Consider the following 18,167-nt stretch of genomic DNA (forward strand, 5'->3'; position numbering starts at 1 on the left):
GATGAAGCAATCCAGAAGGATTGCGCGAGACCTCCTGGATTGTTTCGCTACGCTCGCAATGACGGGCGGGGCTTTGGAAAATGACGATGGCTGCTGAACGGTTCGAAGCCACCTATCTGATCGAGACGCCGCTCGATCCCCGCAAGGTCGCGGAGGTGATGGCCGGCGAGCAGTCGAGCGGTACCTTCACCCGCGTCGCCGGCGAGACCGACGAGCTGCGCGACCGCACCCGCGCAACCGTCATCGCGGTCGAGGAGCTGAACAGCGCCGCCGAGCCGAGCCTGCCCAATGCCTGGCTGGCGCGGAAGGGCGTCGACGGACCGTGGCGGCGCGCCCGGATCACGCTCTCGTTCCCGGTCGACAATGTCGGCGCCAACCTGCCGACGCTAGCCTCGATCGTCGCCGGCAACCTGTTCGATCTCGGCGAGGTCACGGGGCTCCGGCTCGAGAGCATGGCCTTGCCGGCCGCCTATCGCCGCCTCTTCCCGCTGCCGGCGCGCGGTATCGCCGGCACCCGCCGGGCGACCGGCGTCATGCGTGGCCCGATGATCGGCTCGATCATCAAGCCCAATGTCGGCCTGCGCCCCTATGAGACCGCCGAGCTGGTCGGCCGACTCTGCGCCGCCGGGCTCGACTTCATCAAGGACGACGAGATCTGCGCCGATCCGGTGCATGCGCCGCTGGCCCAGCGCGTCCCGGCGGTGATGGCGGCGGTGCGCCGTCATCAGGATCGCACCGGCAAGGCGGTGATGGTCGCCTTCAACATCAGCGCCGAGACCGACCAGATGCGCCGCCATGCCGAGCTGGTCGAGCGCGAGGGCGGCTCCTGCGTCATGGTCAGCCTGAACTGGTGCGGCTTTTCGGCGGTCGAGACTTTGCGGCGCTCGACCAGTCTTGCGCTGCACGGCCATCGCAACGGCTTTGGCGCGCTCTCGCGTCATCCGCTGCTCGGCATCGGCTTCCAGGCCTATCAGACCCTGTGGCGGCTCGCCGGCGTCGACCACATGCATGTGCATGGCCTGCAGGGCAAATTCGCGCAGGAAGACGACGAGGTCGTGACCTCGGCCAAGGACTGCGTGACGCCGCTGACGGATGGCATCGACGATCGCGTGCTGCCGGCCTTCTCCTCCGGGCAATGGGCCGGCACGGCGCAACCGACCTGGGATGCGATCGGCCATGACGATCTGCTGTTCATGGCCGGCGGCGGCATCCTCGCCCACCCCGGCGGACCGGCGGCGGGCGTCGCCAGCATCCGCCAGGCCTGGCAGGCAGTCGCAGCCGGCGTGCCGCTGAGCGAGGCTGCGAAGGAGCATGACGAGCTCGCACAGGCACTCGCCTTCTTCGGCAAGGGCAGCGGCTGAGCATGGCGAACGAAGCCCCCCGCTACGGCTGGTATGGCGACGACTTCACCGGCGCCACCGACACGCTCGCCACATTGGCGGAAGCTGGCCAGCGCGCTCTGCTTTTCCTGCGGTTCCCGACGCCGGCGCAACTCGCCAGCGCCGGTCCGCTCGACGCGGTCGGCATCGCCGGCGCGACACGCGCGATGGCGCCGGAGGCCATGGCGCGGGAGCTGGACGAGGCCGGACGCTTCTTCGCCGCGCTCGGCATCGGCCTGCTGCACTACAAATGCTGCTCGACCTTCGACAGTGCGCCCGAAATCGGCAGCCTCGGCGCGGCGGCGCGCGCCTTGCGGCCGCATTTCCCCAATCCGCTGCTGCCGGTGATCGGCGGCCAGCCCAATCTCGGCCGCTACTGCCTGTTCGGCAATCTCTTCGCCGCGGCGGGAGCGGGCGGCACGGTCCACCGCATCGACCGCCATCCGACCATGAGCGTCCACCCGGTGACGCCAATGGGCGAAGCCGATCTGCGGAGGCATCTGGCTGCGCAAGGACTGGAGCGCGTCGCCCTCGTCGACTATCGCAGCCATGAAGGCGAGGGGGCTGGGCTGGCCCTCGACGCCGCGCTGGCTGGAGAGCCTGAAGCCGTGCTCTTCGACGTCTCGAGCGCCTCCGATCTTGCGGCAGTCGGCGCCCTGCTGCGCGAGCGCATGAGCCCCGGGCCAATGCTCGCGATCGGTGCGAGCTCGGTGGCGCAGGCTTTCGCCGGCTTTCCACGGGCTGCGCAGCCCAAGATGCCGAAGCTCGCGCGCTCCGCTTCCGGCGGCAATCTGCTGGCTCTCGTCGGTAGCCTCTCACCCGTGACCCGCGCCCAGGTCGACCTCGCTGAGGGCTATGACAGGATCGCGATCGATCCGGGGCGACTGACCAGCGAACCCGCTTACCTCGAAGCATTGGGCACCGAGGCGCTCGCTCGCCTTGCGCAACGCAACGTCATGCTGATCACTGACAAGCCGGCCGGCACCCCCGCCGAGACCGGCAAAGTCGCGGCCGCGACCGGTGCGTTGCTGCGCGCGATCATGAACGAGGTGAAGGTCGCGCGGCTGGTAGTCGCCGGCGGCGACACCTCGACATCCGCGATTCGCGCGCTCGACCTCTGGGGCCTGTCCTATCGCTCGCCCTGCACGCCGGGCGCGCCGCTCTGCCGCGCCCATAGCGACGATGCGAGGCTCGACGGCCTCGATATCGTGCTGAAGGGCGGCCAGATGGGCACGCCCGACTTCTTCAACCGTGTCGCCGAGACGGGCTGAGCCGCCTCAGGGGCAGACGTAGCCGCCCTGATTGTCCGGCACGCAGCGCGAGCCGTTCGGCAAGTTGAGGGCGCCGGAGCGGTCGCGCCGGACATAGGCGCCATTGGGCAGGCTGAAGCCGCCGCTCTGGTCGGTCTGGACGCGCGTCCCGTCCGGCAATTGCAAGCCACCGGCGCCGTCGCTGCTGATTCGCTTCGTCATCGCGGTCGCGCCGGGTGCGGGGCTGGGCGCCAAGCCGGGAGGCGGAGCGCCGAAGCGCTGCGGCTGCGAACAACCTGCCGCGATTCCCGCGAGACCGATGGCTCCGGCAATGAAAAACCCGCGTTTCATATCAATTCGCCTCCTCAATATGCCTTCATCAAATCCGCAGTCTCCAGCAAGGCCGGGCCACGGTCCAGCTCGCCGCCGCGCGGGCGCGCGACGGCAGGATCGACCAGTGATTGTGCCACTTTCATGACGAGGGGGCCGAACGCCAACGCATGGCCGGAAGGATTGCCTAGCCGGCCACTTATCCGCGACAGTTCCATTCGGGACGGGTCGCCGGAGAGAAAAGCGCATGGTCGACTGGACGAAGGGGCGGGCAGAGGCCCAGGCGATTGCTGAACCCTGGACACGGCAAGGCGGGCCGGGGGGCGCCATCGTGCTGTTCGACAGCCACGGCGTACGCGAGAGCGCCAGCGGCGGCTTCGCCGTGATCGAGCACCGCCTGCCCTTTACACCCGACACGCAGAACCGGCTGGCCTCGATCAGCAAGCACATCTGTGCTGCCGTGCTGCTGCGCGAAGGCGTGCCTCTGGACGAAACGCTCGGCAGTTTCATCCCGGAGCTGCCGGAGGCTCTGGGCGCGGTCCCGCTCTGCCGGGCGCTCGACATGACCGGGGCGCTGCCCGACATGATGGAGGCTCTCTGGCAGCAGGGCACGCCCTTCACAGCGAGCCTCTCTGCCGCTGAGGTCTTCACCGCCGCCTGTCGCCTGCCTGGCCTCAACGCTGAGCCCGGCACCGAGATGGCCTATTCCAACACCGGCTGGCGACTGGCGCAGGTCATCCTCGAGCGCCGGACCGGCAAAAGCGCAGCGCAGCTGATCGAAGACCTGATGACGCCGGCTGCAGTGCCGATCCGCTTCGTCTCCGACGAGAGCGAGGTCGTCCCTGGACTGGCGACCGGCTACTGGCATGACGGGCAAGGCTGGCGGCGCGGCTTCTACGGCTTCAACTTCTCGGCTTCCGGCGGCACGGCCGGCAGCGCGGCCGGGCTTGCGCGCTGGGCGGCGGGCCTGATGGCCGGGCGCGAACCCTATGCCGGTCTGCTCGACCGGCTCGCCGCGCCACGACAGTTCAGCGATGGCAGCGAGAGCCTCTACCGGCTCGGCCTGGTCATGACCAAGCTCGGCGATACCCCGATCATCGGCCATGGCGGCTCGCTGACGGGCTATCGCAACCACATGCTGCTGGCTCCGGAGCAGGGCGTCGGTGTGGTCTTGCTGACCAATCGCGAGGAGGATGCGCTCTGGCCCGCTTTGCGCGTGCTGGCGGCACTGACCGGCGAGAGCCTGCCGGGCGAGCCGGAGAACCTGCCGGCCGGGCTCTACGCGGCCGAGGAGGGGCCGTTCTGGGCTGAGTTCACGGGCGGCGCGATCAGCTTCATGGGCGGCTATGAGAAGCTCGTCTCGGATGGGGAGGGCGGGCTGCGCAGTCTGCCTGCCTATCTCGACATCAGATTGAGGACCGAGGCCGATGGCGCACTCGCAGGCAAGATCGGCGGCTTGGCGCATCGGCTGCTGCCGGTGCCAGCCGAGACGAGACTCGACGAACGCCTCGTCGGGCGCTGGCGCGATGAACGGCTCGGCATCGAGATCGCGATCCACGCCGATGGCGCGACATCCTGGCCCTGGGCCGGGACGATCGGCCGGGAGACAAGGCTGATGCCGCTGCCCGGCGGGCGGGCATTGGCCGATCTCGGGCACGGCCCCTGGCGGCACCGGCCTTGCTTGTGGCTGCAGCCGGACGGGAGTCTGCGGCTCGCCGGCCACCGCTCGCGCATCCTGCACTTCAGCCGCATCGACCAAGAAAGCCGGTCATGATCCGATCCCGTCTCGCTGCCGCACTTGTCGGCGCAGCCGCTCTGACACTCGCTACCGGCGCGCAGGCACAGCCTAGCCCGAAAAACGTGCTCCGCGTCGCGCCGCATGCCGATTTAAAGACGCTCGATCCGGTCGCGGCTTCGGTGCTGATCACCCGCATGCACGGGCTGATGATCTACGAGACCCTGTTCGCCTGGGACTCGAACCTTCAGCCCAAGCCGCAGATGGTCGAGAGCTTCTCGACCTCGGACGACAAGCTCAGCTGGACGTTCACGCTGCGTCCGGATCTCAAGTTCCATGACGGCCAGCCGGTGACGACGCGCGACGTCATCGCCTCGCTGAAGCGCTGGATGGCGCGCGACACGATCGGCGGCAAGCTCGGCGAGTACACGGAAGCCATGACGGGGGTCGATGACCGGACCTTCCAGCTCAAGCTCAAGAAGCCGATGGCGCTGGTGCCGTTTGCGCTCGGCTCGGCCGTCGGCAACATCCCTGCGATCATGCGCGAGAGCGATGCGGCGAGCGATCCGCTGAAGCCGATCACCGAGGCGATCGGCTCCGGCCCCTTCAGGTTCAATCGCGAGGAATGGCGCAGCGGCGCCAAGGTCGTCTACGACAGGAATCCGGACTACGTGCCGCGCTCCGAACCGGCCGATGGTCTCGCCGGCGGGAGGATCGTCAAGGTCGACCGCGTCGAGTGGCTGATCATGCCCGATCCGGCGACCGCAGCTGCGGCGCTGCAGACCGGCGAGATCGACATCTGGGAACAGCCGAGCCAGGACCTCGTGCCGATGATCTCGGCGACGAAGGAGGTCAAGGTCGAGCGCTATGCCAGCCTGCCGGACCAGGCGCTGCTGCGGCCCAACCATCTCTACCCGCCCTTCGACAATCCCAAGGCGCGGCTCGCTTTGGCCTATGCCACCGACCAGGCCGAGTTCCTGGCCGGCGGCTTCGGCGACGAGGAATGGTGGCAACGCTGCAATTCCTATTTCATCTGCGGCGGTCCGAACGGCACGCAGGCCGGCGCCGAGGGCTACGCCAAGCCCGACCTCGCCAAGGCCAAGCAGCTGCTGGCGGAGAGCGGCTACAAGGGCGAGCCTTTGGCGCTGATGTCGAGCATGGACATTCCCTCGATCGGCCGCATGGCCGAGGTCGCGGCCGACAGCCTGCGCAAGGCCGGCTTCAACATCGATCTGCAATTCTCCGATTGGGGCACGGTGGCGACGCGCCAGCAGAACCGCAGTGCGCCCGGCCGTGCCGGCTGGAACCTGTTCGTTACCACCATTCCCGGCGCGACCATGCAGTCGCCATTGACCAATGTCGGCACCAACATGGCCTGCGAGAAGGCCTGGGCGGGCTGGGCCTGCGATGCGCAGACCGAGAAGTTGCGCGGCGCGGTGGTCGACGCACCCGACGATGCCGCCCGCAAGGCCGCGGTCGAGACCCTGCACCGGCACCTTGCCGAGGTTCAGCCCTATCGCGTGCTCGGCCAGTTCGTGCAGCCCTATGCGCGGCGTGCCAATGTCGCGGGCGTGTTGGCGGCGCCTGTCATGCTGTTCTGGAACATCGAGAAACAGTGAGGGCGCTTCCGGCGCCTCGCATCCTGCGTTCAATCATATCGAGGGAGGCCAGCCATGATCCGTTCCCGCCTTGTCGCGACGCTTGTCGGCATGACTGCACTGCTGCTCGGTGCCGGCGTGCAGGCGCAGCCGGCGCCGAAGAACGTCCTGCGCGTTGCGCCGCATGCCGACCTCAAGACGCTCGACCCGGTCGCCGCTTCGATCGTGATCACCCGCATGCACGGGCTGATGATCTATGAGACCCTGTTCGCCTGGGACGCCAATCTCCAGCCGAAGCCGCAGATGGTGGAGAGCTTCTCGACGGCGCCCGACGGCCTGTCCTGGACCTTCACGCTGCGACGGGGCCTCAAGTTCCATGATGGCCAGTCGGTGACGACACGCGACGTGATCGCCTCGCTGACGCGCTGGATGAAGCGCGACACCATCGGCGGCAAGCTCGGCGAATACACCGAGGGCATGGAAGCCAAGGACGACAAGACCTTCGTGCTCAAGCTGAAGAAGCCGATGGCGCTGGTTCCGTTCGCGCTCGGCTCGGCGGTCGGTCAGATCCCGGTGATCATGCGCGAGGCTGACGCCACGACCGACCCGATGAAGCCGGTGACCGAGACGATCGGCTCCGGCCCGTTCAAGTTCAACCGGGCCGAATGGCGCAGCGGCGCCAAGGTCGTCTACGACAGGAACCCGGATTACGTGCCGCGCTCCGAGCCGGCCGACGGGCTTGCCGGCGGGCGCGTCGTCAAGGTCGACCGCGTCGAATGGCTGATCATGCCGGATGCCGCGACTGCGGCGGCCGCCCTGCAGACCGGTGAGATCGACATCTGGGAACAGCCGAGCCAGGACCTGATCCCGGTGGTCGCCGCGGCGAAGGACGTCAAGGTCGAGCGCTATTCCAACCTCGCCAACCAGGTGATGCTGCGGCCGAACAGCCTGCATCCGCCGTTCAACAACCCGAAGGCACGGCTCGCTTTGGCCTATGCCACCGATCAGGCCGAGTTTTTGGCTGGCGGTTTCGGTGATGAGGAATGGTGGAAGCGCTGCGCTGCCTATTTCATCTGCGGTGCGCCCAACGGCACGCAGGCCGGCACCGAAGCTTACGCCAAGCCCGATCTGGAGAAGGCGAAGCAATTGCTGGCGGAGGCCGGCTACAAGGGCGAGAAGCTGGTCCTGACCACCAGCAACGACATCGCTGCGATCGGCCGCATGGCCGAGGTCGCCGCCGCCCAACTGAAGAAGGCCGGCGTCAACGTCGACGTCCAGTTCTCCGACTGGGGCACCGTCACCACCCGCCAGCAGAACAAGAGCCCGCCGGAGCAGGGCGGCTGGAACCTGTTCGTGACCTATGCCTCGGGCGCGACCATGCAGTCGCCGATGACCAATATCGGCACCAACATGGCCTGCGAGAAGGCCTGGGCCGGCTGGCCCTGCGATGCCGAGGCCGAGAAGCTGCGCGGCGCCGTGGTCGACGCACCCGACGATGCCGCCCGCAAGGCGGCGGTCGAGGCTCTGCACAAGCGCCTGGCCGAGATGCAGCCCTATCGCGTGCTCGGCCAGTTCGACCAGCCCTATGCCAGGCGCGCCACTGTCTCGGGCGTGTTGGCTGCTCCGGTGATGCTGTTCTGGAACGTCGAGAAGAAGTGAGGCCGGCCAGAGCAAATATCGGGCGTTAACCGGTTCCTGACCGGTTGCGGACGAGACTCAAGGAAACGATTCGCCTTCTAGTCTCGTGAGAGCGTAATGGGTCAGGTCTCGATGGGTCAGGTCTTGCAGTTCCGGTTGAAGCCGCCGGTCGTCGAGCATGACGGCGATGCGCTCGATCTGATGTCGGCGATCGATTTCGCCCTGCGCGACCTCGCCGACATCACCCCGCACATCCTGCACGAGCCTAGCCGCGAGCAGGCCAGGCAATGCCGGCAGATGCTGCAGGATGCGTTTGACGCGGCGCTGCGGGCCGGTTGACCGCAATCGCTCCAGCGGCATGTAGCGTCTGACAGCTTCGCCAAAGGGCGCGATGGAGAACCCGCGCATGCAGCCAGCCTGGGCGATCGGCCTGATGACCGGAACGGTCCTCGACGGCAATATCGACATCGCCGCGATCCGGACTGACGGTGCGGCTGTCGCCGAGTTCGGGCCGTGGCGGCTTTCGCCCTATCGCCAGGTCGTGCGCGATCTGCTGGCGGAGGCCGTGCAGGCGGCGATGGTTTGGCGTTTCGAAGGGCCGGAGCCTGCGGTCTTCGCTGAGGCCGAGCGTGCCCTGACGCTGGCGCAGGGCGAAGCCGTCGCCGAGTTCCTTGCCGCCGAGGGCATCGCCGCCGGCGAGGTCGCGGCCATCGGCTTCCATGGCCAGACCGTACTGCACCGCGCCCCGACCAGGGAACGCAAGGGCGATACCCGCCAGCTCGGCGACGGCGCGCTGATGGCGAAGCAGCTTGGCATCGACGTCGTCTATGATTTCCGCACCGCCGATGTCCGCGCCGGCGGCCAGGGCGCGCCGCTCGTCGCGAGCTATCATGCTGCGCTGATGCGAAGCCTCGGAGCCGGTCAGGAGACGGCGGTGCTCAATCTCGGCGGCGTCGGCAATCTCAGCGCCTTTGCCGACGCCGAAACCGTGCTCGCCTTCGACACCGGGCCGGGCAATGCACCGCTCAACGACTGGATCAAGCAGCACGGCAGGGGCGAGATGGATCGCGACGGCGCCTTCTCGCTTGCCGGCACGGTCGACGAAGCCCGGCTCGAGCGCCTGCTCGAGCACCCTTATCTCTTTGCGCCCTATCCGAAATCGCTCGATCGCTATGACTTCACTGCCGCCATGGCCGAGGGGCTCTCCTTCGAAGACGGGGCAGCGACGCTGACCGCCTTCACCGCCGGTGCGGTCGGGCGTGGGCTCGACCTGCTCCCGGTCCGGCCGGAAAGGCTGATCGTCTGCGGCGGCGGACGGCGCAATCCCGCGATCATGGCGGCGCTCAATGCCCGCACCGGCACCGAGGCTGTCCCGGCCGAGGCCGTCCGCTGGCGCGGCGATGCGATCGAGGCGGAATGCTTCGCCTTCCTGGCCATGCGCCGTAAGGCCGGCCTGCCGATCTCGTTCCCGCTGACAACCGGCGTCGCGGAGCCGATGACGGGCGGACGGATCGCACCCGGGCGTTGACAGGGTGGCGCTGCGATAGTTTGAAACCTGCGACCGACCCATTGCGGGTCGTCCCGGACAAGCGGCGAAGCCGCGCCGATCCGGGATCCATGCTGGACCCTTTCCGAAAGAGGTTCCGGAATGGGTCCCGGGTCTCCCTGCGGTCGCCCGGGACGACCAAGGAGGCTGAGCGGCAGAGAACTACCGCACAGCTGATTGGAGAAGCATGAGCAACTTCGCCTTCGAGCCCCTCGCCATCCCGGCCGTCGTGCTGATCAGGCCGAAGAAATTCGGCGATGCGCGCGGCTACTTCATGGAGACCTGGAGCCAGGAGGCTTTCGCGGCGGCCGGCATCGACGCAGCTTTCGTCCAGGACAACCAGTCGCTTTCCGCGGCGCGGGGTGTGGTGCGGGGCCTGCATTTCCAGGCGCCGCCGGCGGCGCAGGCCAAGCTGGTCCGTGTGCTGAAGGGCGCGATTCTCGATGTTGCCGTCGATATTCGCGCGGGGTCGCCGAGCTACGGCAGATGGTGCGCGACGACGCTCACCGCCGATGGGAGCGAACAGCTCTTCGTGCCGCGCGGTTTCGCCCATGGCTTCTGCACGCTCGAACCCGGCACCGAGGTCACCTACAAGGTCGATGGCCCCTACGCCCCGGAAACGGAAGGCGGCATCGCCTGGAACGACCCCGAGCTCGCGATCGACTGGCCGGTCGCCGGGTCGGAGGCACAGCTCTCGGGCAAGGATACGAACCTGCCCGGCTTTGCCGGTTTCGCCAGCCCGTTCCGCTACAAGGCTCAGCCATGAAGCGCTATCTCGTCACCGGCGGCGCCGGTTTCATCGGCTCGGCCGTGGTGCGCCATCTGATCCGGCAGACGCCGCATCAGGTGCTGGTCGTCGATAAGCTGACCTATGCCGGCAACCGCGACAATCTCGAACCCGTCTCGAACGATCCGCGCCTCGCCTTCGTCCAGGCCGATATCGGCGACCAAGCCGCGATGCGGCAGGCTTTCGCCGAGTTCCGCCCCGACATCGTCATGCACCTCGCCGCCGAGAGCCATGTCGATCGCTCGATCGACGGGCCGGCGGCCTTCATCGAAACCAATATCGTCGGCTCCTTCGTGCTGCTGCAGGAGGCGCTGCGGCATTGGCGCACGCTGCTGCCGGCCGGGCAGGCCGGCTTCCGCTTCCACCAGATCTCGACCGACGAGGTCTTCGGCTCGCTCGGCGAGGACGGGCTGTTCAGCGAGACCTCGCCCTACCAGCCGAACTCGCCCTATTCGGCCTCCAAGGCGGCCTCCGACCATTTGGCGCGGGCCTGGCACCATACCTACGGCCTGCCGGTTGTGCTCTCGAACTGTTCGAACAATTACGGGCCCTATCACTTCCCCGAGAAGCTGATCCCGCTGATGATCCTCAACGCGCTCGAAGGCAAGGACCTGCCGGTCTACGGCTCCGGCGCCAATGTCCGCGACTGGCTGCATGTCGAGGACCATGCCCGCGCGCTCGCCTTGATCGCCGAAAGCGGACGGATCGGCGAGAGCTACAATGTCGGCGGCTCGGCCGAGCGCAGCAATCTTCAGGTGGTGAAGGCGATCTGCGCGCTGATGGACGAGCTCGCGCCCGATGCCACGATCGGCCCGCGCGAAAGGCTGATCCGCTTCGTCGCTGATCGGCCGGGCCATGACCAGCGCTATGCGATCGATGCCTCCAAGATCGAGCGCGAGCTTGGCTGGCGGCCGCAGGAGAGCTTCGAGAGCGGGCTGCGCAAGACGGTCGCCTGGTACCTGGAAAACCGCGACTGGTGGAGCCGGATCCGCTCCGGCATCTACCGCGGCGAGCGGCTCGGGGCCGGTTGAGCTGTCTGGTAAGGGGTCGGCCTCAGCAAAGCGGCCGGCCCGCGTCGATCATCGAAACAAACACGCGCCCCAAGCCCGGTCCCTTGCGGAAGCGGGCATCCCACCGACCCTATGCGCGTGGTCTGGCTCGCTGCGGCCTCAGGCGGCGCAGCAGGCGTGAGTTTTCGGCTGGTCCTCGTACTCGTCATGACGCTTGACGAAGCTCAGCGTCGAATCCTCGTTGCGGCCCTTCGGGGCGCGGTCGAGGATCATCAGCGTCGCCAGCATCTCCTCACCGCCGCGGGCATAGCCCGAATAGGTGTGGAAGACCTCGCCGTTCTCGTCGCGGATGAAGGAGCTCAGCCCGGGCAATTCGTCATGGGCCTGCTCCGACGGCGTGCGGGCGAAGTTGTAGAGCACCGCGCCCTGGGCGAGCTCCTCCTTTGTGAAGGAGGCCTGATAATCGAAGTTGAACTCACTGCCGAAGGACGACACCCAGGGCACGGTCCAGCCCATGCGCGCCTTGTAGGCCTTGATCTTGTCGAGCGGCGCACGAGAGACCATGACCAGCGTGACGTCGTGGTTATTGAGATGCGCCAGCGTGCCGTCGAAATGGTCGGCCATGAAGGAGCAGCCGGGGCAGCCCGCCTCCCAATCCGGACCGAACATGAAATGATAGACCACCAGCTGGCTGCGGCCGTCGAACAGCTCGGCCAGCGTCTTCTTCCCGGTAGGCGTGTCGAAGACGTATGCCTCATCGACCTTGACCCAGGGCAGAGCCAGCCGCTCGGCATTGATCTCGTCGCGCAGCCGGGTGAACTCCTTCTCGCGGGCGAGCAGGGCTTTTCGCGCATCCAGCCATTCGGAACGGGAAACCACCTGATGCTCCATCATCGCCTCCTTGCAGCATCCAGCCCCTCAGCCTAAATTGAATGCGTTGATATCAACATATCTGAACGATGTCAAAATCACTGGAAGCACCGCTCGAATCCCTCCTTCCCTTCGCCACGACGCTGCATGTGCGCGACCATTGCCTGTGCCTGCATGTCCAGCGCGCGGCGCGGGCGCTGGCGCGATTGTTCGACGAGGCCTTGCGCCCGGTCGACCTGACCAATCAGCAATTCTCCCTCCTGATGTCGCTGAACCGGCCGGAACCGCCGCCGATCGGCCCGGTCGCCAACCTCCTCGGCATGGACCGGACGACGTTGACCGCGGCGTTGAAGCCGCTGGAGCGCCGCGGCCTCGTCACCGTGACCTCCGGCGAGAAGGACCGCCGCAGCCGGCTCCTGGCAATTACGCCGGAGGGAATTGCCCTGCTGGCGAAGGCCATGCCGATCTGGCAGCGCACGCATGACGAGGTCGATGCCCGCCTCACCGACATCGAACCGGTTCAACTGAGGCAAGCGCTCCAGGCCGTGTCATAGCCGCGCCACATCGCCCCGGCCCATTGGCCATCGCATCCACAAAGACGGTGCCGACCCAAGGAGCACAACATGCCCCAGATGATCTTCGTCAATCTGCCGGTGCAGGACCTCAGGAAGTCGATGGCCTTCTTCGGAGCGCTCGGCTTCTCCTTCAACCCGCAATTCACCGATGACACGGCAGCCTGCATGGTGATCAGCGACACCATCTTCGTGATGCTGCTGACCCATGAGAAGTTCAAAAGCTTCTCGCCGAAGCCGATCGCCGACACCAGCCAAGCACTGCAGGTCTTGCTCACGCTCTCGCGCGAGAGCCGCGAGGCGGTCGACGCGATCGTCACGGCTGCGCTCGCCGCCGGCGGCACGACTACTGACGAGCCGACCGATTACGGCTTCATGTACGATCACAGCTTCCTGGATCTCGACGGCCACGCCTGGGGCGTGATGTGGATGGATCCGGGCGCGGTGCAGGCATAACCGCCGACTGATCGACCGTGATGTCGATAAAATTCGGGGGCGCGGCATTGCTGCCGCGCCCCTTTCGCGCTTCCGAGCCGGGAGGAGGGGGCTCAGCTGCGCTTGGGGGGAGACGCTGGCCAGCTCTTGATCAGCGTGTCGTAATCGATCGTTTCGCCCTTCGGCTTCTCATTGGCGAGCTTGCGCTGCGGCGCCAGCGTGCCGGCCTTCTCGGCCTTGGCGAACCACTCTTCCGCCGTGGTGCGCGGATTGAGCTTCGGTCCGCAATCACCCTGCACGCCGGAGCGCTCCAGGCGCTCCATCACCGAGTCCTGCGCCGCCGCGAGCGCATCCATCGCCGCCTGCGGCGTCTTGGCGCCGGAGGAGGCGTCGCCGATGTTCTGCCACCAGAGCTGGGCGAGGCGCGGATAGTCCGGGACGTTGTTGCCGGTCGGGGTCCACTGCACGCGCGCCGGCGAGCGGTAGAACTCGATCAGCCCGCCGAGCTGCGGAGCGCGCTCGGTGAAGCTCTTGTCCCAGATGTCGCTCTCGCGGATGAAGGTCAGGCCGACATGGCTCTTCTTCAGGCTGACCGTCTTGGAGACGATGAACTGCAGATAGAGCCAGGCCGCCTTGCGGCGCTCGACCGGGGTCGAGTTCAGCAGCGTCGCCGAGCCGGCGTCCTGGTAGCCGAGCTTCATGCCGTCCTTCCAGTAGGCGCCCTTGGGCGAGGGAGCCATCCGCCATTTCGGCTTGCCGTCGGCGCTCATCACCGGCAGGCCGGGCTTGACCATGTCGGCGGTGAAGGCGGTGTACCAGAAGATCTGCTGGGCGATGCTTCCCTGCGCCGGCACCGGGCCGGACTCGCCGAAGGTCATGCCCTGAGCCTGCGGCGGGGCGTATTTCTTCAGCCAGTCGACATATTTGGTGATCGAGTAGACCGCCGCCGGGCCGTTGGTGTCGCCGCCGCGCTCGACCGCGGAGCCGACCGGGCGGCAGCCCTCCATCCGGATGCCCCATTCGTCGACCGGCAGGCCGTTCGGGATGCCCTTGTCGCCATTGCCGGCCATGGAGAGCCAGGCGTCGGTGAAGCGCCAGCCGAGCGAGGGATCCTTCTTGCCATAGTCCATATGGCCGAAGACCTTGGTGCCGTCGATTTCCTTGACGTCGTTGGTGAAGAACTCGGCGATGTCCTCATAGGCCGACCAGTTCACGGGCACGCCGAGTTCGTAGCCGTATTTGGCCTTGAACTTCTCCTTGAGGTCGGCGCGCTGGAACCAGTCGTAGCGGAACCAGTACAGGTTCGCGAACTGCTGGACGGGGAGCTGGTAGAGCTTGCCGTCCGGCCCGGTGCCGAAGGACTTGCCGATGAAGTCGTCGATGTCGAGCTGCGGATTGGTGACGTCCTTGCCCGGGCCGGCCATCCAGTCGGTCAGGTTGGTCGCCTGCTTGTAGCGGAAATGCGTGCCGATCAGATCGGAGTCGTTGATCCAGCCATCGTAGATGTTCTTGCCGGACTGCATCTGCGTCTGGATCTTCTCGACCACGTCGCCTTCCTGGATCAGGTCGTGCGTCAGCTTGATGCCGGTGATCTCGCTGAAGGCCTTGGCCAAGGTCTTGGCCTCGTATTCATGCGTGGTGATCGTCTCCGAGACGATGTTGATCTCCATGCCGGCGAAGGGCTTCGCCGCATTGATGAACCACTCCATCTCCTTCTGCTGCTCCTCCTTGGAGAGCGTCGAGGGCTGGAACTCGCTGTCGATCCATTTGCGTGCCTCCTCGGGGCCGGCGAGGGCCGGCCCGGCGGCGAGCGTCAGCGCGAACAGGCTGGCGCCGGCGAGGCAGGAGAGATTCGTCTTGAGCGTCGTCATCGTTGTCCTCCGATGTTCCCTAGGGTTGCCGCCCCTTTATTGGGGCCGGTCGTTTCTTGTTGTTGGGCTCGAGCCCCTCTCAGACGAAGCGGAACACCGCTGCGGCGTAGAGGAGCGCGAGGCCGGAAGCCCACCACAGCGGCTGGCCGACGAGGCCGAGCCAGGCGAGGTGAATGAAGGCGCTGCCGAGCAGCGAGATGAACAGCCGGTCACCGCGGGTGGTGGCGATGCCGAGCACGCCGACCCGCTCGGTCTCGGGCCGGAAGATCGCGAGCAGGGTCAGGATCAGGAGCAGGCTGGCGATCCCGGCGAAGAAGACGCCGGTCTGCCAGGTCCAGGCCATCCAGGCGAGTTCCATCACACCCTCCCCAGGGCGAAGCCCTTGGCGATGTAGTTGCGCACGAACCAGATCACGAGCGCGCCGGGGATCAGGGTCAGCACGCCGGCTGCCGCGAGCACGCCCCAGTCCATGCCGGCGGCCGAGACGGTGCGGGTCATGGTCGCCGCGATCGGCTTGGCGCTGACGCTGGTCAGCGTGCGCGCCAGCAGGAGCTCGACCCAGGAGAACATGAAGCAGAAGAAGGCGGCGACGCCGATGCCCGACGCGATCAACGGCATGAATATCTTCGTAAAGAAGCGCGGGAAGGAATAGCCGTCGATCGCCGCGGTCTCGTCGATTTCGCGCGGCACGCCGGACATGAAGCCTTCGAGAATCCAGACCGCCAGCGGCACGTTGAACAGGCAGTGGGCGAGGGCGACCGCGAGCGGCGTATCGAACAGGCCGATCGCCGAATAGAGATTGAAGAAGGGCAGGGCGAACACCGCCGGCGGCGCCATCCGGTTCGACAGCAGCCAGAAGAACAGGTGCTTGTCGCCGAGGAAGCGGTAGCGCGAGAAGGCGTAGGCCGCCGGCAGCGCGAAGGCGAGCGAGAGCAGCGTGTTCAGCGCGACGTATTGCAGCGAGTTGATGTAGCCGGAATACCAGCTCGGGTCGGTGAAGATCTTGACGTAATTGTCGATCGTGAAGCGATGCGGCCAGAGCGTCAGCTGGCTGGTGATCTCGGTGTTGGTCTTGAAGCTCATGTTGACGAGCCAGTAGATCGGCAACATCAGCGCGATGAGGTAGAGGGCAAGGATCAGCCGGCCGCCGCGCATCAGCCCCTCCCCGCTTCCGAGTCGGCCCGCGCATCGGCCGTGGTCATCACCGTGTAGAACACCCAGCAGACCGCGAGGATGATCAGGTTGTAGACGATCGAGAGCGCCGCGGCCTTGCCGAGGTCGAACTGGCCCAGCGCGAGCTTCACCAGTTCGATCGAGAGGAAGGTCGTCGAATTGCCGGGGCCGCCACCGGTGACGACGAAGGGCTCGGTGTAGATCATGAACGAGTCCATGAAGCGCAGCAGCACGGCGATCAGAAGCACGCGGTTCATCTTCGGCAGCTGGATGGTGCGGAACACGGCCCAGCGCGAGGCGCCATCGATACGCGCCGCCTGATAATAGGCGTCCGGGATCGATTTCAGGCCGGCATAGCAGAGCAGCGCCACCAGCGAGGTCCAGTGCCAGACATCCATCACGATGATGGTGACCCAGGCCGCGACCGGGTTGGCGACATAGTTGTAGTCGATGCCGAGGCCGTTCACCGCCGCGCCGAACAGGCCGATGTCGCCGCGCGCGAAGATCTGCCAGATCGTGCCGACCACGTTCCACGGGATCAGCAGCGGCAACGCCATCAGGACGAGGGTGGCGGAGACAGTCCAGCCCTGGCGCGGCATCGACAGCGCGACCAGGATGCCGAGGGGAATCTCGATGGCCAAAATGATCGCGGAGAAGGCGAGGTTGCGCCAGAGCGAGTCGTAGAAGCGCGAGCCGAGATCGCTCTTGGGATCGAGCAGTTCGGCGAACCAGCCGACGCCGTTCCAGAAGAACTGGTTGTTGCCGAAGGAATCCTGGACCGAATAGTTCACCACCGTCATCAGCGGGATCACCGCCGAGAAGGCGACGATCAGCAGCACCGGCAGGACCAGCAGCCAGGCCTTTTGGTTGACCGGCTTCATGGCTGGCCTCCCGGCAGTGCTTCGCCCTTCACCAGATGGCCGTCGCTGTAGATGTGGATCTGGCCGGCCTGCAGCGCGAGAGCCGCCTGATCGCCGTCGAAGCTCGCGCCTTCCGGCACGCTCGCGGCGAGCTTGAGGCCGTCGAGCTCGACGCGGGCGATGCGGGCCCGGCCGATATCGTCGATCCTGCTGATCCTGACCGGCAGCCCGGCGCCGCGTGGGGCAAGCACCGCATATTCCGGCCGGATGCCGAGCTCGACCTTGCCGGTGAGCGAAGGATAGTGCCTCGCCAGCGCGATCTCCTGCCCGGCGAGGCTCGCCTGCGCGCCCTCGACCTTGCAGGGCAGTACGTTCATGCCGGGCGAGCCGATGAAATGGCCGACGAAGGTGTGGGCCGGGTGCTGGAACAGCTCTTCCGGCGTGCCGGTCTGCACGACGCCGCCATCATGCATCACCACCACCGTATCGGCGAAGGTCAGCGCCTCCGTCTGGTCGTGGGTGACGTAGATCATGGTGAGGTCGAGCTTGCGGTGCAGCTCCTTCAGCATCGAGCGCAATTGCCATTTCAGATGCGGGTCGATGACGGTGAGCGGCTCGTCGAACAGGATCGCGGCGACGTCGGGTCGGACCAACCCGCGCCCGAGCGAGATCTTCTGCTTGGCGTCGGCGCCGAGCCGGCTCGCCTTGCGGTCGAGCGCCGAGGTGAGGTCGAGCAGGCCGGCGATCTCGGTGACGCGGGCGTCGATCTCGGGCCGCGCGACGCCCCGGTTCTTCAGCGGGAAGGCGAGGTTCTCGCGCACCGTCATCGTGTCGTAGACGACCGGGAACTGGAAGACCTGGGCGATGTTGCGCGCCTCGGTCGGCAATTGCGTCACGTCCTTGTCGTCGAACAGGATGCGCCCGCGCGTCGGCACGACGAGGCCGGAGATGATGTTGAGCAGCGTGGTCTTGCCGCAGCCGGAGGGGCCGAGCAGGGCATAGGCGCCGCCCTGGCGCCAGACATGGTCGACCTCGCGCAGGGCATAGTCCTGCGGGCCCTGCGGGTCGGGCTTGTAGGAATGGGCCAGCTTGTCGAGCGTGATCCTGGCCATG

Annotated in this window: 18 protein-coding genes; 11 read left to right on the forward strand and 7 right to left on the reverse strand. The window is 66.8% G+C overall.

Annotated features, from left to right (window positions below):
* Nucleotides 1-86: 86 nt before the first annotated feature.
* Nucleotides 87-1,361: a ribulose-bisphosphate carboxylase large subunit family protein gene (locus tag ACQKLX_RS06190; protein WP_427360446.1), complete on the forward strand. Its 1,275-nt coding sequence runs from the start codon at nt 87-89 to the stop codon at nt 1,359-1,361.
* Nucleotides 1,362-1,363: 2 nt separating this feature from the next.
* A complete protein-coding gene (locus ACQKLX_RS06195) occupies nt 1,364-2,650 on the forward strand; it encodes a four-carbon acid sugar kinase family protein (RefSeq protein ID WP_427360448.1) in 1,287 nt (428 codons plus the stop codon).
* Nucleotides 2,651-2,656: 6 nt separating this feature from the next.
* Here ACQKLX_RS06195 and ACQKLX_RS06200 read toward each other — a convergent pair whose 3' ends face one another.
* Nucleotides 2,657-2,851: a hypothetical protein gene (locus ACQKLX_RS06200; protein WP_427360450.1), complete on the reverse strand. Its 195-nt coding sequence runs from the start codon at nt 2,849-2,851 to the stop codon at nt 2,657-2,659.
* A gap of 355 nt (nt 2,852-3,206) precedes the next feature.
* Between ACQKLX_RS06200 and ACQKLX_RS06205 the strand changes: the two genes are divergently transcribed.
* The 7 genes from ACQKLX_RS06205 (at nt 3,207) to rfbB (ending at nt 11,294) form a co-directional block, all read left to right on the forward strand.
* Nucleotides 3,207-4,733: a serine hydrolase domain-containing protein gene (locus ACQKLX_RS06205; protein WP_427360452.1), complete on the forward strand. Its 1,527-nt coding sequence runs from the start codon at nt 3,207-3,209 to the stop codon at nt 4,731-4,733.
* The gene (locus ACQKLX_RS06210) at nt 4,730-6,313 is read left to right on the forward strand and encodes an ABC transporter substrate-binding protein (protein ID WP_427360454.1); all 1,584 of its coding nucleotides are present in this window, start codon (nt 4,730-4,732) and stop codon (nt 6,311-6,313) included. Before ACQKLX_RS06205 ends, ACQKLX_RS06210 begins: the two co-directional genes overlap by 4 nt.
* Before the next feature lie 54 nt (nt 6,314-6,367).
* Nucleotides 6,368-7,951, forward strand: a complete 1,584-nt coding sequence (locus tag ACQKLX_RS06215; RefSeq protein WP_427360456.1) for an ABC transporter substrate-binding protein — start codon at nt 6,368-6,370, stop codon at nt 7,949-7,951.
* 96 nt (nt 7,952-8,047) lie between these two features.
* Nucleotides 8,048-8,269, forward strand: a complete 222-nt coding sequence (locus ACQKLX_RS06220; protein ID WP_427360458.1) for a hypothetical protein — start codon at nt 8,048-8,050, stop codon at nt 8,267-8,269.
* Nucleotides 8,270-8,336: 67 nt separating this feature from the next.
* On the forward strand, nt 8,337-9,458 hold the full coding sequence (locus ACQKLX_RS06225; RefSeq protein WP_427360460.1) for an anhydro-N-acetylmuramic acid kinase: 1,122 nt from the start codon (nt 8,337-8,339) through the stop codon (nt 9,456-9,458).
* Nucleotides 9,459-9,663: 205 nt separating this feature from the next.
* On the forward strand, nt 9,664-10,242 hold the full coding sequence (rfbC, locus tag ACQKLX_RS06230; RefSeq protein WP_427360462.1) for a dTDP-4-dehydrorhamnose 3,5-epimerase: 579 nt from the start codon (nt 9,664-9,666) through the stop codon (nt 10,240-10,242).
* A complete protein-coding gene (rfbB, locus tag ACQKLX_RS06235; RefSeq protein ID WP_427360464.1) occupies nt 10,239-11,294 on the forward strand; it encodes a dTDP-glucose 4,6-dehydratase in 1,056 nt (351 codons plus the stop codon). Before rfbC ends, rfbB begins: the two co-directional genes overlap by 4 nt.
* 138 nt (nt 11,295-11,432) lie before the next feature.
* Here rfbB and ACQKLX_RS06240 read toward each other — a convergent pair whose 3' ends face one another.
* Nucleotides 11,433-12,164, reverse strand: coding sequence for a DUF899 domain-containing protein (locus tag ACQKLX_RS06240; RefSeq protein ID WP_427360466.1), 732 nt, complete (start codon nt 12,162-12,164; stop codon nt 11,433-11,435).
* A 68-nt stretch (nt 12,165-12,232) separates the two neighbouring features.
* On the opposite strand from ACQKLX_RS06240, the gene ACQKLX_RS06245 reads away from it, so the two are divergent.
* Nucleotides 12,233-12,697: a MarR family winged helix-turn-helix transcriptional regulator gene (locus tag ACQKLX_RS06245; protein WP_427360468.1), complete on the forward strand. Its 465-nt coding sequence runs from the start codon at nt 12,233-12,235 to the stop codon at nt 12,695-12,697.
* Nucleotides 12,698-12,766: 69 nt separating this feature from the next.
* Nucleotides 12,767-13,171, forward strand: a complete 405-nt coding sequence (locus ACQKLX_RS06250) for a VOC family protein (RefSeq protein ID WP_427360470.1) — start codon at nt 12,767-12,769, stop codon at nt 13,169-13,171.
* A 92-nt stretch (nt 13,172-13,263) separates the two neighbouring features.
* On the opposite strand, the gene ACQKLX_RS06255 is transcribed toward ACQKLX_RS06250, so the two are convergent.
* The 5 genes from ACQKLX_RS06255 to ACQKLX_RS06275 form a co-directional block, all read right to left on the reverse strand.
* Nucleotides 13,264-15,021: an ABC transporter substrate-binding protein gene (locus ACQKLX_RS06255; RefSeq protein WP_427360471.1), complete on the reverse strand. Its 1,758-nt coding sequence runs from the start codon at nt 15,019-15,021 to the stop codon at nt 13,264-13,266.
* Between the two features lie 79 nt (nt 15,022-15,100).
* Nucleotides 15,101-15,379, reverse strand: coding sequence for a DUF2160 domain-containing protein (locus ACQKLX_RS06260; protein ID WP_427360472.1), 279 nt, complete (start codon nt 15,377-15,379; stop codon nt 15,101-15,103).
* Nucleotides 15,379-16,176, reverse strand: a complete 798-nt coding sequence (locus ACQKLX_RS06265; RefSeq protein ID WP_427360473.1) for a carbohydrate ABC transporter permease — start codon at nt 16,174-16,176, stop codon at nt 15,379-15,381. The genes ACQKLX_RS06260 and ACQKLX_RS06265 overlap by 1 nt, the downstream gene beginning before the upstream one ends.
* Nucleotides 16,176-17,075: a carbohydrate ABC transporter permease gene (locus tag ACQKLX_RS06270; protein WP_427360474.1), complete on the reverse strand. Its 900-nt coding sequence runs from the start codon at nt 17,073-17,075 to the stop codon at nt 16,176-16,178. The genes ACQKLX_RS06265 and ACQKLX_RS06270 overlap by 1 nt, the downstream gene beginning before the upstream one ends.
* Nucleotides 17,072-18,166, reverse strand: coding sequence for an ABC transporter ATP-binding protein (locus ACQKLX_RS06275; RefSeq protein WP_427360476.1), 1,095 nt, complete (start codon nt 18,164-18,166; stop codon nt 17,072-17,074). Before ACQKLX_RS06275 ends, ACQKLX_RS06270 begins: the two co-directional genes overlap by 4 nt.
* Between the last annotated feature and the right edge of the window lies 1 nt (nt 18,167).

The sequence above is a fragment of the Allobosea sp. NPDC003192 genome (assembly GCF_050275675.1).
Classification (GTDB): Bacteria; Pseudomonadota; Alphaproteobacteria; order Rhizobiales; family Beijerinckiaceae; genus Allobosea.